The sequence below is a fragment of the Streptomyces coelicoflavus genome, from assembly GCF_045041415.1.
In the GTDB taxonomy this organism is placed as follows: domain Bacteria; phylum Actinomycetota; class Actinomycetes; order Streptomycetales; family Streptomycetaceae; genus Streptomyces; species Streptomyces coelicoflavus.
Genome location: NZ_CP108218.1, coordinates 6995669 through 7017910 on the forward strand (window position 1 = coordinate 6995669; position 22242 = coordinate 7017910).

Here is a 22242-nt window from a genome sequence, read left to right on the forward strand (position 1 = left end):
CTCAAGATCGATCCCGGACACGGGCGCCGTTGACGAGAACGGCGCCCGTGTCCGCGTATCGGAGCCCGGTGCACGATGACAACGTAGTCATCGCCAAATGATCAAAACCCCTGTTCAGAAGGGGGTTCAGGGGGCGTTGCGCTGCGGTAAGGTCTGCCGACCCTTGGCACGGCGGATCGAGGAGCGTGCGCGTGTTCAACCGGAAGCGGGGCCTGCGGCGGATCGCGGCCATCGTGTCCATATCTTCACTGGTCACCGGGTGCGGCATCCTGTCGTCCGACAGTTCGGACGACGAGGAGCCGATCGTCGTGGGGACGACCAGCGCCCCCAGCACCCTCGATCCGGCCGCTTCGTGGGACGGCTCCTGGGAGTTGTTCCGGAACATCTACCAGACGCTGCTCAGTTACCCCAGTGGTGCCACCGCGCCCCAGCCCGACGCCGCCGAGCAGTGCTCGTTCACCGACACCGCGAACCAGGTGTACACCTGCCGGCTGCGCGAGGGCCTGACGTTCTCCGACGGCCACGCCCTCGACGCCCGGGCCGTCAAGTACTCGATCGACCGGATCAAGGACATCAACGTCAACGGTGGCCCGGCCGGCCTGCTCGGCAGCCTCGAACGGGTCCAGGCGCCCAGCGAGCGCGAGGTGGTCTTCCACCTCAACAAGCCCGACGCCACCTTCCCGTTCGTGCTCGCCACGCCCGCCATGTCGATCGTCGACCCCGAGGACTACCCCGCGGACGCCCTGCGCGAAGGCAGCGGAATCGTGGGATCCGGCCCGTACACGCTCCAGTCGTACGAGGACGGGACACGGGCCGAACTCGTGCGCAACGACCGCTACAAGGGCTTCGCCGAACGGCACAACAAGGCGGTGACCATCCGCTACTTCAAGGACTCCGCCGGCATGGTGGAGGCGCTGCGCGACGGCGACATCCAGGTGACCTACCGCGGCCTGGCCGCCGACGACGTCATCACGCTCCAGGGCAAGGAGGGCAAGGAGCAGAACCTCCAGCTCGTCGAGGGCAGCGGCACGGAGATCAGCTACCTCGTCTTCAACCCCGAGGACCCGTGGGCGGGACGCAAGGAAGTGCGCCAGGCCGTCGCCCAGGTGATCGACCGGGCGGCGATCGCGCACAAGATCTACCAGGACACCGTCGATCCGCTGTACTCGATGGTCCCCAAGGGTCTCACCGGTCACACCACCGGCTTCTTCGACGACTACGGCGACCCCAGCGTCCCCAAGGCACGCGAGCTGCTCGAGGACGCCGGCATCACCGACCCGGTCCCGCTCACCCTCTGGTACACCACCGACCGCTACGGCTCCGAGACGGGCAAGGAGTTCAAGGAGATCAAGCGGCAGCTCGACGCCTCGGGCCTGTTCGAGGTGACGCTCAAGAGCCGCCCCTGGAAGACGTACGTCGCCGGCTACCAGAAGGGCGAGTACCCGGTGTTCGGCCGCGGCTGGTCCCCGGACTTCCCGGACGCGGAAAACTTCATCGCCCCGTTCGTCGGCAAGCAGAACGCGCTCGGCACGCCCTACCTCACCCCGGAGATCACCGGTGAGCTGCTGCCGCGCTCCCGCCGGGAGAGCGACCGCGGCAACGTGGAGCGGGACTTCGAGCGGGCGCAGCAGATCATGGTGAACGACGTACGGCTGCTGCCGCTGTGGCAGGGCAAGCAGTACGTCGCCGCCAGCACGGACATCTCGGGCGCGGAGCAGGCCCTGGACCCGTCGACGATCATGATGATGTGGCAGCTCCACCGGAAGACGAGCTGGTAGACGGGTCGGCCAGCCGCTCGGTGCCGCCGCCGAAGGCGAGGAACAGGGTCCGGGCGGCGAGCAGCCACTCGCCGTCGACCTTCCGGAACGTGTCCTCGTAGTGCCCGACGTTGGCGGGCAGCCGCGGCGGGACCATCCCGTCGACGTATCCGTCGACACGGTAGGTCGTCAGGTACGAGGTCGCGTCGCCGTCGTCGCGGAGTCCACGGTGACGAGGATGTTCGTCATCACCCGGCGCGACAACCGGTCCGCCGGCCGGGAGCCGAAGTACGTCCGCAGCGCCTCCCGGCCCTCGACACGACGGTCGCCGTGGGGCCACTGCCAGACCCCGTCGGCGGTGAACAGGTCGGCCGCCGATCCGGGGTCGCCGAGATCGAGACGGCGGACCAGGTCGACGACCAGACGTTCGCAGGCGCGTTCGCGAGCAGGCGTTCCGTGGGGCTCATCGCGTCGGAGGTCATGCCCACTTCCTCCAGCCCCGCTCCGCCGCGGGACAACGCTTTTCCGGCGCCGCCCGGCGCCGCCCGGCGCCCCCGTTGTCAGTGGTCGCCGGTAGGTTCTACGGGACTGGAAGCGACCGCACAGCGTAAGGAAGTTGACGTGGACATCGCCATCCTGCCCGAGTCCTGGCGCGAGGTGCTGGGCGGCGAGCTGCAAGAGCCCTACTTCAAGGAGCTGATGCGGTTCGTCGAGGAGGAGCGGGCGAACGGCCCCGTCTACCCGCCGCGCGAGGAGGTCTTCGCCGCACTGGAGGCCACGCCCTTCGACCGGGTGAAGGTGCTGGTCCTCGGCCAGGACCCGTACCACGGCGAGGGTCAGGGACACGGGCTGTGCTTCTCGGTGCGGCCCGGTGTGAAGGTCCCGCCGTCCCTGCGGAACATCTACAAGGAGATGCACGCGGAGCTGGACACCCCGATCCCGGACAACGGCTACCTGATGCCGTGGGCGGAGCAGGGCGTCCTGCTGCTCAACGCGGTGCTCACGGTGCGCGCCGGGGAGGCGAACTCGCACAAGGCCCGCGGCTGGGAGCTGTTCACCGACGCGGTGATCCGCGCGGTGGCCGGCCGGACCGACCCGGCGGTCTTCGTGCTGTGGGGCAACTACGCCCAGAAGAAGCTGCCGCTGATCGACGAGGCGCGGCACGTCGTGGTCAAGGGGGCCCACCCCTCGCCGCTGTCCGCGAAGAAGTTCTTCGGCTCCCGCCCGTTCACGCAGATCAACGAGGCGGTCGCCGCGCAGGGCCACGAGCCGATCGACTGGACCGTCCCGAACCTGGGCTGATCGGGCGCCCGGGCCGGTCCGTCGCCCGACCGGCCCGCGCGTGCCCCGGTGCCGCCTGACCGGCAAAGCGGGGGCGTGCCGTTAGCGTCGTCGGGACAGGCGACGAAGGCACGGAGGACTTGGTGGCGAAAGGACAGGAGCAGGCGGCGCCGGACGCCGTGCTGACACGGATCGGTCAGGTCGCCATGCTGCATCACGCGGGCGACCGCGAGGAGGCCCGGCACCGCTACCTTGCCCTGTGGGCGGAGATCGGCGAGCGCGGTGACCCCCTGCACCGCTGCACGCTGGCCCGCTACCTCGCCGACACCCAGGACGACCCGGCGCAGGAGCTGACGTGGGACCTCAGGGCGTTGTCGGCCGCCGAGGAGCTGACGGAGGACCAGCAGGCCGACCGGCACGAGGACACGCCCGCCGCCCGCGCCCTGTACCCCTCGCTCCACCTGGACCTGGCCGCGGACTACGACCGGCTCGGCCACCGCGAGGCGGCCCGTCTGCACCTGGGGCGCGCCCGCGCCGCGGCCGGGGCCCTCGCCCCCGACCGCTACGGAGAGGGCGTACGCGCCTCGATCGACCGGCTGGAGCTGCGCCTGAACGGTGTCGGTCCCCGCACGGACGGCCCCGACCGGTCCGACGGGTCCGAGGGGCCCGAGGGGCGGGGCCGACCGCCGAGGCAGCGACCGTAGGGCCGGCGGGCCCGATGGGTGCCAGCGGGCCCGGTGGGTGCCGGCCGGCCTCAATGGCCGTACGCCTGCTCGCAGATGCGCGCCTCGGGGCTGCCCGGCCGCCAGCCGCCGTACCGCTTGCCGAGGGAGCACACGTCCGCCTTCGCGTCGGTGCCGCCGCCGGCCGCGCCCGGCAGGTCGGGCACCTTGTCGTGCGGCGGTGCGGGGGCGCGGGTGTGCTCGGGCGCCGCCGGGCGGGCGGACCGCGGTGCGGGGGCACGGTCGGCCGGCTGATCGCGCGGCGCGGCCGCGGGTGCCCGGGGCTCCGTACGGCGTGGTGCCCCGGTGGCGGACTCCGGCGCGGGGGAGGGGCCGATCATCTCCAGCGCCTCCCGGGCCGGGGCCTGGACGACCCGTGGCTCGGCCGGGCCGTCCGGGTGCGGCGCGGACGAGCGGGCCCCGGACGCGGACGGCTGGGCCGCCGCCGGGCCCCGGACGGTCGTACAGCCGGTCAGGGCGGCCCAGACAGCCACGGTCAGCAGCAGCGTTGCGGTGGTCGTCGTTCGATGCACCCGGGCCACTCTGGTGCCTCGGGCCCCTCGACCGGCGCCGGACAAGCGGAGGTTGCCCCGCACGGGTGATCTCCGGCCCCCTACGGAGTGCCGTGGGCGACCGGAGGTGACGTCACTCGCCCGTGGCTCCGTCCAGGCGCTCGCGGATCAGGTCCGCGTGCCCGTTGTGACGCGCGTACTCCTCGATCATGTGGGTGTGGATCCAGCGCAGGGTGTAGCGCTCCCCGGTGCGCAGGTGCCTGCCCCGGGTCGGTTCGCCCAGGGGCACGCCGGCCGCGTTGCGCCGGGCCGCCCCGATCTCCGCCTGCCAGGTGGCGTGCGCCTCGGCGAAGGTGTCGGTCCCGGTGAGCCGGAACTCGCCCTCCGGGTCCTCGTCGGAGTAGTAGATCGGGCCGGCGTCCTCGGCCGCCAGCACCCTGCGGTACCAGCTGCGCTCCACCTCCGCCATGTGCCGGACCAGGCCCATCAGGGTCAGCGTCGACGGTGCCACGGCGGCCGTCCGCAACTGCTCGTCGGTGAGCCCTTCGCACTTCCGAGCGAGGGTCTGCCGGTGGTAGTCGACCCAGCCCTCCAGCATGGCGCGTTCGTCGGCGTCGACGGGGGGTTCACTGCGTTCGGTCGTCATGGCGGCATCCTCGCTCGGACCGGCCGGTCGCGCCAAGGGAATTCAGCCCCCCGGCGAATCGCCGCGCAGATCACCGCGCACACCGCGACGCGAGTCGCCCAGCATGCCGTCCAGGAGTTCCCGCAGCCCCGCCCGCACGTCCGGGAGGCCCGGCACCTCGGCGTGGAAGGTTCCGGCCACGCAGCTGAACATCAGGCCGTCCGCCCAGGCGACCAGGGAGAGCACGTGCCGGGCCGGGGCGTCCGAGCCCATCGCGGTGACGAGGGCGCCCAGTTGCTCCCGGAAGCGGGCGCCCGCCGCGTCGAAGTACGCCCGCAGCTCGGGGCGGCGGGTGGCCTCGAGGGCCAGTTCGTACCGGGCCAGCGTCAGCGCGCGGTTGCGGGTCAGGGCGCGGTGCGTCGCCAGTGCCAGCGCGTCGACCAGGGCGTCGAGGCCGGCGCGCGGGTCCGGCATCTCGTGCAGGGCCAGCACCCGTGCCTCCCGGTCGGCCAGGCGTCGCACCGTCAGTTCCAGCAGTGCCTGCCGGGTCCGCGCGACATTGGACGTGGAGCCCTGGGGCAGCCCGGCCGCCTCGTCGACCGCCCGGTGCGTCAGCCCGCGCATCCCGCGCTCGGCGAGCAGCGCCAGAGCGGCGTCGGCGACGAGGTCGGCGCGGGACGCGCCGGACGAGGGCCCGGAAGGTGCGGCAGGAGCGGACATGGAGATCAATCTACCGGCCTCACTACGGCTGTAGTACAGTCGGAGGCGCGTGCTACTACATCTGTAGTTTCGATACGCGCCGAGCGCCGAGGAGTGTCATGACGAGGACGAGGACGAGTACGGCTGTCGTGATCGGCGGCGGCATCGGCGGCCTGACCGCGGCGGCCGCCCTGCACCAGAGCGGCCTGCGGGTCACCGTGCTGGAGCGCGCCCCCTCGCTCCGGCCGGTCGGCGCGGCCATCTCGCTGTCGCCCAACGCGCTGCGCGCCCTGGACGTGGTCGGTCTCGGCGACGAGATCCGAGGCCTCGCCGCCTGGCAGGGCGACGGGGGACTGCGCACCCCCGGCGGGCGCTGGCTCTCCCGGTCCAGCGCCGAGGCCGCCGAGGCGCGCTTCGGCGGTCCGCTGGTGCTGCTGCACCGGTCCACCCTCGTCGAGCGCCTGTCCGCGCTGCTGCCCCCGGACGCCGTCCGCACCGGCGCCGACGCCACGCTCGCCGACCCCGGCGACCGCGACCGTCCGGCCAGGGTCCGCACGCCGGACGGCGAGCTGGAGGCCGATCTGGTCGTCGGGGCCGACGGCATCCGCTCCGCCGTACGCCGCACGCTGTTCCCGCACCACCCCGGCACCGTCTACTCCGGTTTCACCACCTGGCGGGTCGTGATCCCGCTCCCCGGCGTGGAGTTCGCCTCCCACGAGACCTGGGGCCGGGGCCGCATCTGGGGCACGCATCCGCTGGGGGACGGCCGGGTCTACGCCTACGCCGCCGCCGTCGCGCCGGCCGGAGGGCACGCGGCCGACGAGCGGGCGGAACTGCTGCACCGCTACGGCGACTGGCACCACCCGATCCCCGCCGTTCTCGCCGCCGCCCGCCCCGAGGACGTCCTGCGCCACGACGTGCACCACATCGCCGAACCGCTGCCGGCCTATCACCGCGGGCGGGTCGTCCTCCTCGGGGACGCCGCGCACGCCATGCCGCCCAACCTCGGCCAGGGCGGCAACCAGGCGATAGAGGACGCGGTCGTGCTCGCCCACCACAGCCAGGACCTCGCCGCCTACACGGCCGCCCGGCTGCCCCGCACGACCGCGATCGCCCGCCAGGCCGTCAAGGTGGCCCGCCTCAACCTGATGCGCAACCGCGCCGGGACCGCCGTCCGCGACGCCGCGATCCGCGCCCTGTCCAAGGCCGGTCCCGCCCTGTTCCTGCGCGGCTTCGACGGGATCGCCGACTGGCGGCCCCCGCAGCCCCCGTATGCTTCCCGGCGGACCCAGGTCGGCGAGCACAACGAGCGTTAGAGGAGCACATCCCGTGAAGGTCGGCTGCATCGGACTCGGCGACATCGCGCAGAAGGCCTACCTGCCGGTGCTCACCGCCCTCCCCGGGATCGAACCGCACCTCCAGACCCGCACCCCCGCCACCCTCACCCGTGTCGCCGACAGGCTGCGCATCCCGCCCGCGCAGCGCCACGCCGACCTCGACGCGCTCCTCGCCCAGGGCCTGGACGCCGCGTTCGTGCACGCGCCGACCGCCGCTCACCCCGAGATCGTGACCCGGCTGCTGGAAGCCGGTGTCCCCACCTACGTCGACAAGCCCCTCGCCTACGAACTCGCCGACTCCGAGCGCCTGGTGGCCCTCGCCGAGGAACGCGGCACCAGCCTCGCCGTCGGCTTCAACCGGCGCCACGCCCCCGGGTACGCGCAGTGCGCCGAGCACCCGCGCGAGCTGATCCTCATGCAGAAGAACCGCACCGGACTGCCCGAGGACCCGCGCACGATGATCCTCGACGACTTCATCCACGTCGTCGACACGCTGAGGTTCCTGGTGCCCGGCACGGTGGACGACGTGACCGTGCGCGCCCGTGCCGAGGACGGCCTGCTCCACCACGTGGTGCTCCAGCTCGCCGGGGACGGCTTCACCGCGCTCGGCGTCATGAACCGGCTCAGCGGCTCGGCCGAGGAGATCCTGGAGGTCTCGGGCCAGGACACCAAGCGCCAGGTGGTCAACCTCGCCGAGGTGATCGACCACAAGGGCCAGCCGACCGTGCGGCGGCGCGGCGACTGGGTCCCCGTGGCCCGGCAGCGCGGCATCGAGCAGGCGGTGCTCGCCTTCCTCGACGCGGTGCGCTCGGGCGAGGTGCTCAGTGCCCGGGACGCGCTGGAGACCCATGAGCTGTGCGAGCGGGTGGTCCGGGCCGTGCTCGACGGCCCCGCCTGAGCCGCACGACGCGCACACCCTCGGCGGCACCCCAGGCCGCGAGGGTGACCAGCGCCGCGTACACCGTCCAGTCGCCGTAGCGGACGTACGGCGTGGTGCCGTGGGTGAGCGGGATCTCGTACACCCGCGAGGTGCTCGCGCCGGTGCCGAGCCAGGAGCCGAGCCGGGCGCCGTTCGCGTCGTAGACGGCGGAGACCCCGGTCAGCGTCGCGTGCACCATCGGCCGGCCGGTCTCGGCGGCGCGCAGCGCGGCGAGCGAGGCGTGCTGCTCGGGTGCCCAGGTGTGCTGGAAGGTCGAGGTCGAGGACTGGGCGACCAGCACCTCGGCACCGTCGGCGGCGAGGCTGCGGCTCATGTCGGGGAACGCGCTCTCGAAGCAGACCATCGGCCCGATCCGCAGGCCGTCGCCGACGTCCATCACCACCTGCTCGGTGCCCCGCCTGCGGTCCTCGCCCGCCGCCTTGCCCACGGAGGTCGCCCAGCCGAGCAGCGAGCGGAACGGCACGTACTCGCCGAAGGGCACGAGCCGCATCTTGTCGTACCGGTCGCCGGTCGGGCCCTCGGGGCCGACGAGCACCGAGCTCTTGTAGATGCCGGGTTTGTCGGAGCGCCGCGCGTCCACGTTGACCAGGATGCCCGCGCCGGTCTCCCGGGACAGCGAGGCCAGCCGCCCGGCGAGGTCCGGCCGGTCGTCCAGGTCGAAGCCGACGCTGCTCTCGCCCCAGACGATCAGGTCGAGGTCCCGGTCCGCGAGCCGCCGGGTCAGCTCCTCCTCGCGGTCGAACCGCCGGTCGGCGCTGTCCGCCCCGGCGACGACGCCCGGCTGCACCACGGCGATCGCGGCCCGCTCGTCGGTGTCGGGGCGCGGTGACCAGACCCAGGCCGCCGAGGTGGCCGCGGCCGCCGCGACCAGCCCGGCCAGGGCCGGCACCCTCGCCCGGCGGACGGCGACCAGGACGGCGAGGGCGACGTTGACGGCGACCACCAGGAAGCTCAGCAGCCACACCCCGCCCACCGAGGCGAGCCGCAGCGCCGGGGCCACCTGCCACTGGCTGGCGCCGAGCATCCCCCAGGGGCCGCCGAGCCCCTGGAAGGAGCGGACCAGTTCCGCGAGCAGCCAGCCCGACGGCAGTACCACGAGGGCCGCCCAGGCCCGGCCGGCCGACGGCGCCCCGCCCAGCGTCCGGTGCGCCAGCCAGCCCCAGGGCACCCACAGCGCGCCGAGCAGCGCGGCGATGACGAACGTGAACACGTGCAGGTTCGGCAGCAGCCAGTGGTGCATGGCCAGCACGAACCCGAACCCGCCGCACCACCCGTCGTACGCCGCGCGCCTGCCGCCCGGCGCGGTACGCGCCAGCAGGATCCACGGGACCAGCGCGAACCAGGCCCACCACCACAGGGCTGGGCCCGGGAAGGCGAGGACCGGCAGGGCCCCGGCGAGCACGGCGAGGACCGAGCGCCGCCACGGGGAGGCGAGCCAGTGGTCGGACTTCCGCATGGGCGCCTCCTTACCGATGGTGCTTACCCGATGATCCGCACAGTGTGCGCCCGCGACGACGGCGAATTCAGTTGATCACACAGAGATCCGTCCAGCACGGGAGACTTTCCCCGATCTCCCCTAGGGTGATCGATGATCGATCAAACGAGGCTGGTGGAGGTTTCGATGACGCGACCCATCACGGTGGTCACCGGCGGCAGCCGGGGGATCGGCGCGGCGACCTGTCTGCGCCTCGCGGCGGACGGGCACGACGTCGTCGTGGGCTACGCGCGCGACTCGGCGGCCGCCGAAGCGGTCGTGGCGGGGGTGCGCGAGGCGGGAGGTCGCGGGATCTCCGTACGGGCGGACACGTCCGTCGAGACCGACGTCGAGCGCCTCTTCGACGTGGCGGAGCACGAGTTGGGCCCGGTGACGGGGCTGGTGAACAACGCGGCCGTGACCGGGCCGCTGGGGCGGCTCGCCGACAGCGACACCGCGGACCTGCGCCGGGTCCTCGACGTCAACCTGCTGGGCGTGCTGCTGTGCGCCCGGCGGGCGGCGCGGCTGATGACGCCGCGGGGGAGCGGTGCGATCGTGAACGTGTCGTCGGGCGCCGCGACCCTCGGCAGCCCGGGGGAGTACGTGCACTACGCGGCGAGCAAGGCGGGTGTCGACGCGGTGACCCTGGGCCTGGCCAAGGAACTCGGCCCGGACGGAATCCGGGTCAACGCCGTCGCGCCCGGGGTGATCGACACCGAGATGCACGCGGCGGCGGGGGACGCCGGCCGGGCGGCCCGGATGGGAGCGGCGGTGCCGATGGGGCGTGCGGGCCGGGCGGAGGAGATCGCCGCGGCGATCTCCTGGCTGCTGTCGTCCGACGCGTCGTACACGACGGGGACGGTGCTCCGGGTGGCGGGGGGACGCTGACCGGGGTTCGGAGTTCTGGTTCGGGTTCGGGAGCGTCCGGAGCCGGGCCGGGCCGCGCACCGGGGGCGGCCCCGCGGCTCAGGCCGCCTCGATGACCGTCCCGCGGATCGCGGTCGCCCACTCGACCACCAGCAACTCGTACTCCACCCGCTCCTGCGCCGACAGGGTCCCGCCCGCGCGCCGCCACAGCGCGCGGATCTGATCGTTCAGCTCCGCGGCGGACCGCACGGAACCAGGCGTCACGTAATCGGGGGACATGCGGACAAGCCTAGGGGCAAGCACTGACACTGCGCTACCGCACGGCTACACAAGCGGTTCCGGTCGGCCGGCGGACTCCGCGGCGTGCGGGCTCAGGGCACCCGTCGCGCCCGCCGTCCCCGGGGACGGCTCACTCCGGCTGCCTCACCCAGTTCCGCAGTGTCTCGGGGCCGATCCCCAGATCGGCGGCGACCGACCTGATCGTCGCTTTCGGCCGCGACTCGTACAACGCGACCGCATCCGCCTCGAACTCCGGCAGGTCGTTCCTCATGACCACGAGATGTCCGTCCTCAGATCCTCAGGATCCAGTGTTTCGTGTGTCCAACATCAGGGGTCAGGGCCCGACATCACCATCCGCGCCGCGTCGAACCCGTGCTCCCTCAGCGCGCGCAGATGGGTGTGCAAGGCGCGAGACGCTCAGATGGCGATCGACTGCTGGAGCCACCGGCTGACACGGTACGGCAGCCACCACGCGTACGGGCCGACGTCCAGGACGAGGTCTTCGGAGCGGAAGTCGGCCAGCGCGGTGTGGTCGACGCTGTCGGCGAGGGCGCCGTAGTCCAGCAGGCGGACCGCGGTGTCGTACTCGGGCTCGTCGGCGGTGAAGCGGCGCAGCTCTCCCCAGCGGCGGTCGCGGATCTGCAGGAAGCCGGGGCCTTTGCGCCACAGGCACTTGCACAGGTAGTGACCGCGCCGCCATGAGCGCAGCGACTCCCCGGCGTCGGCGGGGCCGTGCAGCGCGGCGGGCGGCTGGAGATGGCTGAGCCGACGCCAGGTCTTCCCCTCCCCCGAGTCGAGGCGCAGTTCCCACTCGACCATGACCGCCCGCGCGGTCAGGTCCCGGACCAGGGAGAGCCCGTACACGGCGGCTGCCGAGTCCGCGCCGGTGGAGAGGTCGACAGGTGCGGGCAGCCGGACACGGCGCGTGCCCAGCTCCCACAGGCGTGCGGCCTGGTCGCGCGCCGGGCCGGGAAGGGGCACCTCGCCCAGGAACATGCCGGGCAGCTCGCACGCGGCGGGGTCGTAGTCGCGCCAGGCGAGAACCGTCGGCGCGGTGAGGGTGGCGGTCATCATGCTCCTTCGAAGCGGGCGGCAGGGGTCAGGCCGGCTCTGGGACGGCAGCACCGTCAGGGGCGTCCTCGGTGTGGATGTGCCGCATGAAGTCCAGGCGCAGCAGGTCCTCGTTGACGGCGGCCGGGGCGATGTGGACGTACTGTCCCGCGTCGGCGAAGACGATGCCGAGGGCGAGCCAGGTGTCGAGGAGCCGCCGGACCCCGTCCTCGTCGCGGGCCGCCTCGGGGATGCGTGCCGCGGCCTTGCGGGTGAGGGCCTGCACGCTGTGCGGCTGGTCGAGGAGGCGGAAGAGCGCGAGTTCGAAGGGATCGGCCAGCTCCTTCACCCGCCAGTCGAAGGCGCGGCGGCGGCTGACCAGGACGATGCGGTCGCCGTGGTCGTCGTGGGTGAGCCGGGAGTCGGTGTGGTGCTTCTTCCAGTCGGCGAGGGCGTTGTTGAGGGCGCTGACGGTGGGTTCGCCGATGCCGCGGGCGGGCGCCTCGAAGACGTACGCCATGTCGTACAGCTCTTCCTCGGGCAGATCGTAGGTGAAGCGGTAGTGCGCTTCGGGGCGCAGACCGGTGAAGCCCAGTTCGGGGCGTTCGAAGTAGGGGCTGAAACGCTCGATGGCGATGCGCGCGGACAGGTCGACCGGTGGGTCCAGGTGTTCCAGGGCCGGTATCTGGGCGATGACCGGGTCGTAGTCCTCGGCGCTCTCGCCGGGAAATCCGTGCAGGTAGTTCCAGGCGACGGAGAGTCCGGTCTCGGCGCCGTCACGCAGCATCCGCACGTTCTGGCAGCCGCTCACACCCTTGTCCATCAGGTCCAGCACGCGGCTGTTGAGGCTCTCGATGCCGGGTTGTACGTAGATGAGTCCGGCGTCGGCGAGGGTGCGCAACTGGCTGCGCCTCATGTTGGCCTTGATCTCGATGTGCAGGCGCAGGTCGTAGCCGCTCTCGATGATGCGGGGCAGCACGGTGGTGAGGTAGCGCATGTCGAGGATGTTGTCGACGACATACATGTCGAGGACCCGGTGGCGACGAGCCAGCTCCATGATCTCCTCGTAGAAGGTGTCGGGGCTCTTGGAGCGGAACTCCATGAAGGAGCCGTTGAGCCCGCAGAAGGTGCAGTGGTGTTTCTCGCCCCACCAGCAGCCCCGCGCCCCCTCGACGACGAGTTTCGGCTCGACCCAGTTGCGGGCGACGGACGCGGCGAGCCGTTCGAAGTAGCCGCTGTAGTCGGGCGGCAGGATCGCGGCGGGCGGCAGCGGGCGGGTGGCCATCGGGTTGGCGACACTCGTGCCGTCCGCGTCGCGGTGGCACAGGCCGGGAACGGAGTCGAGTGGGCGGTCCTTCGCGAGCGCGCCGAGGAGTTCGGGGAAGGCGGCCTCGCCCTCGCCGCGTACGACGTGGTCGACGAAGGGGAAGTTGCGGTGCACGGTGGCGCCCTGTTCGCCGTCGCAGTTGGCGCCGCCCATGACGGTCACGATGTGCGGGGCGAGCTGCTTGACGCGGCGGGCAGCGGCGAGCGCGGCGGTGTTCTGCTGGAAAGTGGAGGTGAACCCGACGACATCCGGCTCGCTCGCCACGATCTGCCGGGCGATCGTCTCGACGAACTCCGGTGCGATGCGGTGCAGTTCGCGGGTCATCCTCATCCGCGCGGACTTGAGCTTGCCGTTCATCGTCGCCACGAACTCGTCCTCGCGCCAGGCCGGGTCGTCGTACAGGGCGGAGGAGAAGACCCAGTCGCCGCAGCCCATGAAGTAGGAGGAGAGGGCGTAGTACTCGTAGTCGTCGCCGGTGAACTCGGTGCGCTCGGTGATCCAGTCGGTGAACATGAGGTTGGCGTGCAGCACCTCGGCACTGGCACCGGGCACGCGCTCGTCCACACTCCGTTTGAGGATGCCGAGGGCGAGGGAGGGCAGGTCGATGGGCGACCAGGGCATGTTGACCAGCAGTACGCGCATGGGCGCTTCTCTCCTGACGTGGTGCGGGTGCGGGTGCGGGGGACGGGCGACGGTGTGGGCCGGTCGGCCCCCGGGTGCCCCGGGGCCGACCGGTGAGGATCAGTCCTCGACGGTGTCGTCGCCGTCCTCTGCGTTGCGGAACGGGACGGTGATCGTGATGCCGACGCTGGGCTTGCGGTTCGTCTCGTCCTCGGCCAGCGGGTCGTTGTGGATGACGTCCTTCTGCATGGTTTTCTCCTTCTCTCTAGTGTTCGACTGTGTGGTGCGCGGACCCCTCTCCGGCTGGAAAGGGGCGTCTGAGGGGTGGGGTGGTGCGGACGGTGCCCCGGAGCGTGCGGTCGAGGAAGCGCACCGCGCGGCGCAGGACGGTCACGTGGTCGCCGCCGTCGTAGCCGTCGTGCCCGGACTCGAGCCACAGGGACTCGTGCGGGGCACCGGTCGTGCCGAGGGCCGCGAGGTAGGAACGGATCTGTGCGGGTGGGCACTTGGTGTCGTGCGTGGCGGCAACGAGCAGGAGCGGATCGCGGACGCGGGCGGCGTAGCGGATCGGAGAACTGTGCGCGTACGCGTCCGGCACCTGTGCGGGCGTGCCGCCGAACAGCCGCTCGTCCAGCGCGCGGAGGGCGGGTGTGGCGGCGGCGTGTGCGGCGGCGTAGTCGGCCACGGGTTTGACTGCGACGCCCGCCTGCCAGAGCCCGGGACGGGTGCCGAGGGCGAGCAGGACGAGGTAGCCGCCCCAGGAGGTGCCCCAGAGTCCGGTGGCGTCCGGCCGGATGAGCCCGCGCGCCACGAGGTCGGCGCGGACGGCGGCGAGGTCGGTGACCTGGGTGTGGCCGACGCCGTCGCGGAAGGCGCGCTGCCACCCCGGCCCGTATCCGGTGGAGCCGCGATAGTTGACACGGGCCACGGCGAACCCGGAGGCCACCAGGGAGTGCACGGTGCCGTCGTAGGCGTCGCGGTCGTGGTCGGCGGGGCCGCCGTGGACGAGGAACACGGCGGGGTGCGGCCCGCGTGTGGACTCGGGAAGGCTGAGCAACGTGTGTACCGGGCCGTCCGGTCCCGGTGTGCGCATGTCGCGCAGGGTGCCGGGCACGCGGCCGTCGACGGTGCCGAGCGGGGGCAGCGGCGTCCCGGCCGTGGATCTCATGCGGGGCGGGTGGGCGCTGTCCGTCCAGAGGGTGTGCAGGTCGCCGCCGGGGCGCGGGGCCGCGTCCAGGAGGGTGCCGGGCGGAGTCGGTACGGGGCCCAGGGTGCGGCGGGCGAGGTCGGCGCGGCGGAGCAGGGAGCGGCCGTGCCGGTCCTGCCGGATCAGCACGGCGCCGCCGTCCGGGTACCAGCGGGCGGTGAACTGGGTGTCCAGGGCGCACCAGTCATGGGTAACGGTGCCGGTGGCGGCGGTCCAGGTGGCGAGGGTGTAGCGGTCCCCGCGCTCGCGGACGAGCAGCAGGGTGGGTTGGGTGTCGGGTGCGGGGCCGAAGCCGAGGGCCCACAGCCTGCCGTGCGGGCCGTCACCGGGGAGGGCCGCGACCTCGGTGCCGTCGGGGGTGAGGAGGGTGACGGCGCGGGGGGCGTCGGCGGTGCGGGTGAGGGCGAGGAGGTCGCCGTGCGGTGCGAGTCCGGCGAGCGCGGCGGGGCCGTTCACACGTGTGACCTCGCGTCCGGGGCCGCCGCGTGTTCCGAGCCTGACGGTGGTGTGGTCGCCCACTCCGATGCCGAGGGCGACGGTGGCGTCGGCGGTGACGGCGAGTCCGCGGGCGGTGCCGTCGGGGACGCCGGTCAGACCGGGCCGGCCGGGGCCGCCGTTGCACGGGCCGTTGAACGGCTGGAATTGCCAGTGGCCGACGCCCCGCGCGTCCTCGGCGAACCACCACACGTATGCGTCGGCGTCGATCGCGCCGTGCACGGTGCCGCCGGGGCGGTCGGTGACGCGGCGGGCGCGGCGGGCGGCGGCGTCCCAGGTGAAGACCTCGCAGCGGCCCTCCGCGTCGGCGGTGAAGACCATGCGGTGCGGATCGGTGGCACACACCCCGGGCAGCGCGGCGCGGTACACCTGGAAGCGGCTCATGCGGCGGCCTCCGCGAGGGCGGCGCGCCGGGTGGTGTGCGCGGCGAGCAGGACGAGGAGGGCGGCGCAACCCAGCGCGGGCGCCGCGGAGTTCAGCCGACCGGCGAAGAGACCGGCCAGGACCGGGGCGAGGGCGGCGGTGGCGCCGGAGGCGGTGGCGATGACGGCGCCGACGCGGGCCTGTAGTTCGGGCTCGGTCGTCAGCAGGGCACGGGTCTGGAGGACGACGGCGGGCAACGGCACGAGGAGGCCGATCGCGCCGAGCAGCACGCCGTACGCCCAGGGCCCGTCGGCGAGGGCGAGGGCCGCGGTGAGCGGGGCGAGGAGCCAGGTGACCGTGGTGAGGGTGCGGGAGGCGCCGAGGCGGACGGCGATCTTGGGCGCGGCGAGGGATCCGGCCAGACCCGCGGCGCCGGTGACGGCGAGGACGAGGCCGAGCGGGAGCGCACCACTGCCAGAACGTTCCAGCACGAAGACCGCGGAGTAGTAGAGCATCGCGGCCACCCCGTTGACCAGCGCGATCCACGTCAGCACGAGGCGCAGCAGCGGCCGTCGCCGCACCAGGTGCAGACCGGCGGCGGTCGCACGCCACAGCCCCTCGCCCGAAGGAGCCGCGGCGGCCTTCAGATCCGTACGCATGGCTCGTACGCAGCCGGCGACGACGGCGTAGGAGAGGGCGTCGGCCGCGAACGGCAGAGCACGGAAGAGCTGGTACGCGGCTCCGCCGAGGGCCGGGCCGAGGATGAGTGAGCCCTGGTCGGCGGCGGCGAGCCGGGCCACGGCGCGCGGCTGGTCGTCGGGCGGGCAGACCAGGGCGACCGTGCCGCGCGACGCGGCGTCGTGACAGGCGGTGGCGAACCGTTCGACGAGGACGGCGGCCACGAGGTGTGGAAGCGTCAGGTGTCCGGCGAGCAGGGTCACGGCGACGGAGCCCATGGCCAGCGCGGCGACGACGGCGGACCAGAACATGATCGTCTTGCGCGCGCCGCGGTCGGCGGGGACGGCGGCGAGCGGCCCGAGCAGTAGGCCCGCGGCCAGCGAGAGCCCGGCGACGAGCCCAGCGGTCCGCGGTGAGTGCCCGAGACCGAGGAGCAGCAGGGGAAGGACGACGCCGGATGCCTGGGTGCCCAGTGCGTCAACGGCGTTGGCCCACCAGAAAAGGCGGAAGTCCCGGGCGGACTGGTCGCGCCCGGAGCCGGAAGCGCCACGGCGGCCCCGGAGCAACCGGGGCCGGGGTAATCCATCGCGGGGGTCCGCCGCTCCCGCCTGCGTGCACGACTCCACGACTTCCCCCTTCGATGAAGCAATCGTGCGGGTTGTGTAGAAAGCGAAACGAGCGGGATCGTAGTCAGCGCCTCGAACGGGCTACAAGGTCGCGGATCGGTTGGCTGGAAAGCGCGAGAGGGCTCGGAGGGAGTGGGGATTCCGGGTTCGCAGCAAAGGCGGGGGTGTGTTCCGGTGCTGTCCGCGGGGAGGGTGAGATGGTGAGAGCCGCGTGTGACGTGTGAGGCGTCTCGTTGGTATGCCTTTGGTCAAGCGCAGAGCCTGCCGAAGCGGTCCGGGAGGACGTCGGACGGGGCCGGGGCCGGACTGGTGTCGGTACTTTCCCGGCCGAGGATGGCCAGTTCCCGCCGCCGGGTGCCGCCACGGCATGCGTAATGCCGTGCCCCTGCGGAGCGCGGCAGGCATCGCTGATGACTCACTTCGCTACGGCACGAGCCTCAATATCCCGGACGGTTGCGCGATGCCGTCCCGGACGGGGGTGCCCCTATGCGTTTGGTCAAGGTCCAAGGCCAGTAGGTTCGTGCGGTCGAGGACGGGCTGAGCCGTCGGGGTGCGCATGAGCGACGACCAGGTCAGGATCAATCTCACGAGTGACGAGGCACTGGTGCTGTCGCTCCGCCGAGCCGTGCGGAGCGACAACTGGTGCTGGAAGGCTCGGAGTTAACCCGGATCGCCCTTGACGCGGACGCATGGCCCTACAGCCGGCCGACCTCACCGGCGACGCCCGGGACACGGTGGACGAGCGGCTGCGCTGCCTCGGGGAGAGGGCCGCGGTCTGGGCCGGGTGTGATCCTCAGCGGACCCGCACCCTCGGTGCGGAAGGGCCCGCACAGCAAGCTGTGCGGGCCCTTCCGTGTGCCCGTGCGGGCCTGGTTCAGCCGCCGGATTCGCCCGCGTGCGGGCTGATCGCACCCATGCTGACCAGCACGATCACCACCACACCGAGCGCGATGCGGTACCAGACGAACGGCATGAAGCTCTTGGTCGAGATGAACTTCATGAACCACGCGATGACCACGTACCCGGTGGCGAAGGCGATGACCGTCGCGAAGAGCGTGGGCCCCCAGGAGACGTGGTCGCTCTCCATCGCGTCCTTCAGCTCGAAGACGCCGGAGGCGAGCACCGCCGGGATGGCGAGCAGGAACGAGTACCGGGCCGCCGCCTCGCGCCGGTAGCCCATGAAGAGGCCGCCGCTGATGGTCGCGCCGGAGCGGGAGACGCCGGGGATCAGGGCCGCCGCCTGGCACAGGCCGTAGATCAGCCCGTCCCGCACGCCCAGGTTCTCCAGTTCCTTGCGCTGCTGCGGCGCGCGGTGTCGGCCGCCCTTCTCGTCCCGGGCGGCCATCCGGTCGGCGACGCCGATGACCACGCCGACGACGATCAGCATCGTCGCGGTGATCCGCAGGTCGCGGAAGGGGCCCTCGATCTGGTCCTTCAGGGTCAGGCCGAGCACGCCGATCGGGATCGAGCCGACGATCACCAGCCAGCCCATGCGCGCGTCGGGGTCGTGGCGCATCGACTTGTCGGTGAGCGAGCGCGTCCAGGCCGAGATGATCCGCCCGATGTCCTTGCGGAAGTAGATGAGGACCGCGGCCTCGGTGCCGATCTGCGTGATCGCCGTGAAGGCCGCGCCCGGGTCGTGCCAGCCGGAGAACACCGCGGTCAGCCGCAGGTGCGCACTGGAGGACACGGGAAGGAACTCGGTCAGTCCCTGGACGAGTCCGAGGACGAGGGATTCAAACCAAGACATGGAGTTGCGTCAGTCCAAGCGGCGATCGAGGAACGGCGAGAAACGGTCGGCGGACACGCCGAACCGTCGCGTGCGGTGATCGGGACCTGGCGTGCCGAGGGGCAGCGTAGCGCCCCAAAATGAACCCCGGACGACGGGGGGTGAGCAGGCGCCTACGCCACCGCGGGGCCCGCCACCGTCCAGCCGGGGACCTGCGGACGGGCGGTCAGGTCCTCGTGGCGGACGGCGTCGCCGCAGGCCGCGCAGGTGACCTGCGGGACCAGTTCGTGGCCGCAGACGTGCTCGATCACCATGGGGCGGTCGTCGTCCGCGCGCAGGTGCCGGTCGCCCCACGCCATGAGCGTCATGAGGACGGGCTCCAGCTCGAGACCCGCCAGGGTCGGCCGGTACTCGAAGCGCCGCGGACGCTCGCTGTACGGCTCCTTGGCCACGATCCCCGCGTCCACGAGCCGCCGCAGCCGGGTGGCGAGGACGTCGCGCGGGGCGCCGGTGTTGCGCACCAGCTGGTCGAAGCGGCCGTTGCCCAGGCAGACCTCGCGCAGGACGAGCAGGGAGTACTTCTCGCCGACGAGCGCCAGGGTGTCGGCGATCGAGCAGGGACGCGGGTTCTTGGGAGCTGCGGCCATGGCGGCCAGTCTAGGCGAGGAGCAAGAGAGGGTTTGAATTTCCAACTCACCCGGCTATGGTGAGTCCAGATTTCCTACTCGCTGGTAGTCCCGCACCGGCAGTTCGCCGACCACCGGAGGTCCGCACCATGCGTGACGCAGTCGTCGTGGAAGCCGTACGCACTCCCATGGGCAAGGGCAAACCGAACGGCGCCCTCGCCCACGTCCATCCCGTGGAACTCCTCGCACACACGCTGCGCGCCCTCGTCGAGCGGTCCGGGGTCGACCCGGCGCTGATCGACGACGTCATCGGCGGCACCGTGGACCAGGTGGGCGAGCAGGCCATGAACACCACCCGCTACGCGCTGCTGTCGGCCGGCTTCCCCGAGTCCGTCCCCGCGACCACCGTGGACCGGCAGTGCGGCTCCTCCCAGCAGGCGGTCCACTTCGCCGCGCAGGGCGTCATGGCCGGCGCGTACGACCTCGTCGTCGCCTGCGGGGTCGAGTCCATGAGCCGCGTGCCGATGTGGTCGAACGTGCCGCCCGGCACCGACCCCTTCGGCCCCGGCGTCGCCGCCCGCTACCCGGAGGGGCTCGTCCCGCAGGGCATCGGCGCCGAACTGATCGCCGCGAAGTGGTCGCTCACGCGGGAGCGCATGGACGCCTTCGCCGTCGCCTCCCACCGGAAGGCCGCCACCGCCTGGGACGCCGGCCGCTTCGACGCCGAGACCGCGCCCCTGGACAGTGTGTCGCGCGACGAGTGCGTCCGCCCGGAGAGCAGCGTCGAGGTCCTCGCCGGCCTGAGGTCCGCCTACCACGACCCGGCCTTCGCCGAACGGTTCCCGCAGATCGAGTGGAACGTCACCGCGGGCAACGCGAGCCCGGTCAACGACGGTGCCTCGGCCGTCCTCATCACCTCGGGCGGGACGGCGGCCCGGCTCGGCCTGCGGCCGCTCGCCCGGCTGCACAGCTTCGCCGTGACCGGTTCCGACCCCCTGCTCATGCTCACCGGCGTCGTCCCGGCCACCGAGAAGGTGCTGCGCAGGGCGTCACTGTCCCTCGGCGACATCGACCTGTTCGAGGTCAACGAGGCGTTCGCGAGTGTCGTACTGGCCTGGCAGCAGGAGACCGGCGCCGACCTGGACAAGGTCAACGTGCACGGCGGCGCCATCGCGCTCGGCCATCCCCTCGGCGCCAGCGGCACCCGCCTGACCACCACCCTCGTCCACGCCCTGCGCGAACGCGGCGCCCGTTACGGCCTTCAGACGATGTGCGAGGCGGGCGGTCTCGCCAACGCCATGATCCTGGAAGCGGTGTAACGCCCCGCCAGTGCCCGTTCGGCGCCCGCTCAGTGCCCGCGCAGCCGGTGCCGCTTGCGCCAGGCCACCACCGCACCCGCGAGCCCCGGCAGGGCGATGCAGGCCAGCGCGATGAGGAAGGCCGGCGAGGTGGGCGTCGAGGCGCGGGCGCCGGCGACGACGTAGGCGGCGGTGTTGGGGATCGATCCGAGTCCCGTCGCCAGCAGGAAGGGCAGCAGGCCCATGCGGGAGACGGCGGCGCAGTAGTTGGACGCCGCGAAGGGCACCCCCGGGAAGATCCGCATCGCCAGCATCGTCCGGAAGCCGTGCCGGCTCAGTTGCCCGTCCGCGGCCTTGAGCCACTTGCCCCGCAGCAGCGGACGCAGCGCCTCCTGGCCCAGCACGCGGCCCAGGCAGAAGGCGATCCCGGCGCCCAGCACCGTCCCGGCCAGCGCCGAGGCGAGGCCCAGCTGAGAGCCGAACAGCGCGCCGGCCGCCAGGTTGAGCAGCGGCCGCGGCACGAAGGCGACCGTGCACAGCCCGTACGCCACGGCGTAGGCGAGGGCGGCCGCGGCACCGCCGAGCTGCGGCGGCCAGCCGTTGGTCAGCAACTCCTGCGGCTGGAACAGCAACACCGCCGTCGCGGCCGCGGCCAGCAGGGCGACGAGCAGGGAGAGACGCGACCACGGGGACAGCAGCACTCTCGTCGCACGGGCGGTGAAACCGGACGGTGCGAGCGGTCCGGCGGCGGTGGCGACGGCGAGATCCGCGGTGGCGGTCCGGGGAGAGACCGTGGCGGTGCCCCCAGAGCGGGTGGTGGCATCGAGCATCCGGTGACACTAACCGACAAATGTGTGTGATCGCCGTATGCTGCGTCTCATGAGCGTCACAGCCCGGCCGGTTCCGGACGCGCCGCGGAGCGCCCTCGCCGACACCGTACTGGAGCGGCTCACCGCCGAGTACCCCACCGCGGCCGACCCCGAGCGGGCCGTGGGGCTGCGGGCGTACATGAAGGACGTGGCGCCGTTCCTGGGCATGACCTCGCCCGTTCGCCGCTCCCTCTCCCGGACCGTGCTGGCGGGAGTGCCCCGCCCCGACGAGCCGGACTGCACCGCGGTCGCGCTGCGCTGCTGGCGGCTGCCCGAGCGCGAGTACCACTACTTCGCCGTCGACTACCTGCGCCGGTACGTGACGCACTGCTCGTCGGGGTTCCTGCCCGTGGTCCGGCACCTGCTCACCACCGTCCCCTGGTGGGACACCGTCGACCTGCTCGCCGCGCACGTCGTCGGGGGACTGGTCACCGCCGACCGCGGTCTCACGGCCGACATGGACGCCTGGATCGAGGACGAGGACCGCTGGCTGGTGCGGACGGCGCTCCTCCACCAGCTGCGCCACAAGGAACGCACCGACACGGACCGCCTCTTCGGCTACTGCGCGCGCCAGTCCGGCCACGGCGACTTCTTCGTCCGCAAGGCCGTCGGCTGGTGCCTGCGCGAGTACGCCAAGACGGACCCCGACGCCGTGCGTGCCTTCGTGGCCGGGCACCGGACCCGGCTCGCACCGCTGTCCGTGCGGGAGGCGCTGCGGACCATCGGTCCGTAGTACCGAAGTACCGAAGTACCGAAGTACCGAAGTACCGAAGTACCGAAGTACCGGCATGCCGTTCTCTCGAACTGCCGTTCCCTCAAAAACCATTCGACGTGCGACGAAGCGTCGGCAATGATCGGCG

General features: G+C 72.5%; 21 protein-coding genes and 2 pseudogenes. 8 read left to right on the top strand and 15 right to left on the bottom strand.

What is annotated here, in order from left to right; all coding sequences use genetic code 11:
* The first annotated feature begins 191 nt into the window (after nucleotides 1-191).
* Complete coding sequence (locus tag OHA99_RS31445) at nucleotides 192-1778, top strand: ABC transporter substrate-binding protein (protein ID WP_405698451.1); 1587 nt, start codon at nucleotides 192-194, stop codon at nucleotides 1776-1778.
* Here OHA99_RS31445 and OHA99_RS31450 read toward each other — a convergent pair.
* Nucleotides 1738-2239 (bottom strand): annotated as a pseudogene (locus OHA99_RS31450) (nuclear transport factor 2 family protein). The gene OHA99_RS31445 and the pseudogene OHA99_RS31450 overlap by 41 nt on opposite strands.
* A gap of 139 nt (nucleotides 2240-2378) precedes the next feature.
* On the opposite strand from OHA99_RS31450, the gene ung reads away from it, so the two are divergent.
* Entirely contained in the window at nucleotides 2379-3059 is a 681-nt protein-coding gene (gene ung, locus OHA99_RS31455) for a uracil-DNA glycosylase (protein WP_366473433.1), read from the top strand.
* Nucleotides 3060-3181: 122 nt separating this feature from the next.
* Nucleotides 3182-3742: a hypothetical protein gene (locus tag OHA99_RS31460; protein WP_153180844.1), complete on the top strand. Its 561-nt coding sequence runs from the start codon at nucleotides 3182-3184 to the stop codon at nucleotides 3740-3742.
* Nucleotides 3743-3792: 50 nt separating this feature from the next.
* On the opposite strand, the gene OHA99_RS31465 is transcribed toward OHA99_RS31460, so the two are convergent.
* The 3 genes from OHA99_RS31465 to OHA99_RS31475 all read right to left on the bottom strand — a co-directional run bounded on the left by OHA99_RS31465 (nucleotide 3793) and on the right by OHA99_RS31475 (nucleotide 5617).
* Nucleotides 3793-4293: a hypothetical protein gene (locus OHA99_RS31465; protein WP_381502269.1), complete on the bottom strand. Its 501-nt coding sequence runs from the start codon at nucleotides 4291-4293 to the stop codon at nucleotides 3793-3795.
* A 112-nt stretch (nucleotides 4294-4405) separates the two neighbouring features.
* Nucleotides 4406-4918, bottom strand: coding sequence for a DinB family protein (locus tag OHA99_RS31470; RefSeq protein ID WP_153180846.1), 513 nt, complete (start codon nucleotides 4916-4918; stop codon nucleotides 4406-4408).
* Nucleotides 4919-4960: 42 nt separating this feature from the next.
* Nucleotides 4961-5617: a TetR/AcrR family transcriptional regulator gene (locus tag OHA99_RS31475; protein WP_153180847.1), complete on the bottom strand. Its 657-nt coding sequence runs from the start codon at nucleotides 5615-5617 to the stop codon at nucleotides 4961-4963.
* A gap of 98 nt (nucleotides 5618-5715) precedes the next feature.
* Between OHA99_RS31475 and OHA99_RS31480 the strand changes: the two genes are divergently transcribed.
* Both OHA99_RS31480 and OHA99_RS31485 read left to right on the top strand, forming a co-directional pair.
* Nucleotides 5716-6912 (top strand): FAD-dependent monooxygenase, encoded by a 1197-nt coding sequence (locus OHA99_RS31480; protein ID WP_153180848.1) that lies wholly within the window; start codon nucleotides 5716-5718, stop codon nucleotides 6910-6912.
* Between the two features lie 13 nt (nucleotides 6913-6925).
* Nucleotides 6926-7831: a Gfo/Idh/MocA family protein gene (locus OHA99_RS31485; protein ID WP_282879903.1), complete on the top strand. Its 906-nt coding sequence runs from the start codon at nucleotides 6926-6928 to the stop codon at nucleotides 7829-7831.
* Here OHA99_RS31485 and lnt read toward each other — a convergent pair.
* Nucleotides 7755-9329 (bottom strand): apolipoprotein N-acyltransferase, encoded by a 1575-nt coding sequence (gene lnt / locus OHA99_RS31490; RefSeq protein WP_366473432.1) that lies wholly within the window; start codon nucleotides 9327-9329, stop codon nucleotides 7755-7757. The genes OHA99_RS31485 and lnt overlap by 77 nt on opposite strands.
* A gap of 165 nt (nucleotides 9330-9494) precedes the next feature.
* Between lnt and OHA99_RS31495 the strand changes: the two genes are divergently transcribed.
* A complete protein-coding gene (locus OHA99_RS31495; RefSeq protein WP_366473431.1) occupies nucleotides 9495-10235 on the top strand; it encodes an SDR family oxidoreductase in 741 nt (246 codons plus the stop codon).
* A 78-nt stretch (nucleotides 10236-10313) separates the two neighbouring features.
* On the opposite strand, the gene OHA99_RS31500 is transcribed toward OHA99_RS31495, so the two are convergent.
* The 9 genes and pseudogenes from OHA99_RS31500 to OHA99_RS31540 form a co-directional block, all read right to left on the bottom strand.
* Nucleotides 10314-10493 carry a hypothetical protein gene (locus tag OHA99_RS31500; RefSeq protein WP_153180852.1) on the bottom strand — a complete coding sequence of 60 codons (180 nt, stop codon included), beginning with the start codon at nucleotides 10491-10493 and terminating at the stop codon, nucleotides 10314-10316.
* Between the two features lie 142 nt (nucleotides 10494-10635).
* Nucleotides 10636-10764: pseudogene (locus OHA99_RS31505) on the bottom strand (transposase); the annotation flags it as partial.
* 146 nt (nucleotides 10765-10910) lie between these two features.
* A complete protein-coding gene (locus OHA99_RS31510; RefSeq protein ID WP_366473449.1) occupies nucleotides 10911-11564 on the bottom strand; it encodes a DUF5825 family protein in 654 nt (217 codons plus the stop codon).
* 28 nt (nucleotides 11565-11592) lie between these two features.
* Nucleotides 11593-13512, bottom strand: a complete 1920-nt coding sequence (locus tag OHA99_RS31515) for a RiPP maturation radical SAM C-methyltransferase (RefSeq protein WP_405698452.1) — start codon at nucleotides 13510-13512, stop codon at nucleotides 11593-11595.
* Between the two features lie 99 nt (nucleotides 13513-13611).
* Nucleotides 13612-13740 carry a hypothetical protein gene (locus OHA99_RS31520; protein ID WP_265592416.1) on the bottom strand — a complete coding sequence of 43 codons (129 nt, stop codon included), beginning with the start codon at nucleotides 13738-13740 and terminating at the stop codon, nucleotides 13612-13614.
* A gap of 16 nt (nucleotides 13741-13756) precedes the next feature.
* Entirely contained in the window at nucleotides 13757-15577 is a 1821-nt protein-coding gene (locus OHA99_RS31525; RefSeq protein WP_153180855.1) for a S9 family peptidase, read from the bottom strand.
* Nucleotides 15574-16800: an MFS transporter gene (locus tag OHA99_RS31530; protein WP_228126244.1), complete on the bottom strand. Its 1227-nt coding sequence runs from the start codon at nucleotides 16798-16800 to the stop codon at nucleotides 15574-15576. Before OHA99_RS31530 ends, OHA99_RS31525 begins: the two co-directional genes overlap by 4 nt.
* Before the next feature lie 934 nt (nucleotides 16801-17734).
* Complete coding sequence (locus OHA99_RS31535; protein WP_405698453.1) at nucleotides 17735-18610, bottom strand: undecaprenyl-diphosphate phosphatase; 876 nt, start codon at nucleotides 18608-18610, stop codon at nucleotides 17735-17737.
* Nucleotides 18611-18762: 152 nt separating this feature from the next.
* Nucleotides 18763-19236, bottom strand: coding sequence for a helix-turn-helix domain-containing protein (locus OHA99_RS31540; protein ID WP_153180858.1), 474 nt, complete (start codon nucleotides 19234-19236; stop codon nucleotides 18763-18765).
* A gap of 128 nt (nucleotides 19237-19364) precedes the next feature.
* On the opposite strand from OHA99_RS31540, the gene OHA99_RS31545 reads away from it, so the two are divergent.
* Complete coding sequence (locus tag OHA99_RS31545; RefSeq protein ID WP_405698454.1) at nucleotides 19365-20534, top strand: thiolase family protein; 1170 nt, start codon at nucleotides 19365-19367, stop codon at nucleotides 20532-20534.
* Between the two features lie 29 nt (nucleotides 20535-20563).
* Here OHA99_RS31545 and OHA99_RS31550 read toward each other — a convergent pair whose 3' ends face one another.
* Nucleotides 20564-21343 carry a TVP38/TMEM64 family protein gene (locus OHA99_RS31550; RefSeq protein ID WP_153180860.1) on the bottom strand — a complete coding sequence of 260 codons (780 nt, stop codon included), beginning with the start codon at nucleotides 21341-21343 and terminating at the stop codon, nucleotides 20564-20566.
* 49 nt (nucleotides 21344-21392) lie between these two features.
* On the opposite strand from OHA99_RS31550, the gene OHA99_RS31555 reads away from it, so the two are divergent.
* Nucleotides 21393-22115, top strand: a complete 723-nt coding sequence (locus tag OHA99_RS31555; RefSeq protein WP_164385544.1) for a DNA alkylation repair protein — start codon at nucleotides 21393-21395, stop codon at nucleotides 22113-22115.
* Nucleotides 22116-22242 lie beyond the last annotated feature (127 nt).

Bases quoted from the DNA above. Each gene is read 5' to 3' on its own strand.
- OHA99_RS31470 (WP_153180846.1), bottom strand. From the start codon at position 4,918: ATGACGACCGAACGCAGTGAACCCCCCGTCGACGCCGACGAACGCGCC.
- OHA99_RS31475 (WP_153180847.1), bottom strand. From the start codon at position 5,617: ATGTCCGCTCCTGCCGCACCTTCCGGGCCCTCGTCCGGCGCGTCCCGC.
- OHA99_RS31480 (WP_153180848.1), top strand. From the start codon at position 5,716: ATGACGAGGACGAGGACGAGTACGGCTGTCGTGATCGGCGGCGGCATC.
- lnt (WP_366473432.1), bottom strand. From the start codon at position 9,329: ATGCGGAAGTCCGACCACTGGCTCGCCTCCCCGTGGCGGCGCTCGGTC.
- OHA99_RS31495 (WP_366473431.1), top strand. From the start codon at position 9,495: ATGACGCGACCCATCACGGTGGTCACCGGCGGCAGCCGGGGGATCGGC.
- OHA99_RS31500 (WP_153180852.1), bottom strand. From the start codon at position 10,493: ATGTCCCCCGATTACGTGACGCCTGGTTCCGTGCGGTCCGCCGCGGAG.
- OHA99_RS31510 (WP_366473449.1), bottom strand. From the start codon at position 11,564: ATGACCGCCACCCTCACCGCGCCGACGGTTCTCGCCTGGCGCGACTAC.
- OHA99_RS31515 (WP_405698452.1), bottom strand. From the start codon at position 13,512: ATGCGCGTACTGCTGGTCAACATGCCCTGGTCGCCCATCGACCTGCCC.
- OHA99_RS31520 (WP_265592416.1), bottom strand. From the start codon at position 13,740: ATGCAGAAGGACGTCATCCACAACGACCCGCTGGCCGAGGACGAGACG.
- OHA99_RS31525 (WP_153180855.1), bottom strand. From the start codon at position 15,577: ATGAGCCGCTTCCAGGTGTACCGCGCCGCGCTGCCCGGGGTGTGTGCC.
- OHA99_RS31535 (WP_405698453.1), bottom strand. From the start codon at position 18,610: ATGTCTTGGTTTGAATCCCTCGTCCTCGGACTCGTCCAGGGACTGACC.
- OHA99_RS31540 (WP_153180858.1), bottom strand. From the start codon at position 19,236: ATGGCCGCAGCTCCCAAGAACCCGCGTCCCTGCTCGATCGCCGACACC.
- OHA99_RS31545 (WP_405698454.1), top strand. From the start codon at position 19,365: ATGCGTGACGCAGTCGTCGTGGAAGCCGTACGCACTCCCATGGGCAAG.
- OHA99_RS31550 (WP_153180860.1), bottom strand. From the start codon at position 21,343: ATGCTCGATGCCACCACCCGCTCTGGGGGCACCGCCACGGTCTCTCCC.
- OHA99_RS31555 (WP_164385544.1), top strand. From the start codon at position 21,393: ATGAGCGTCACAGCCCGGCCGGTTCCGGACGCGCCGCGGAGCGCCCTC.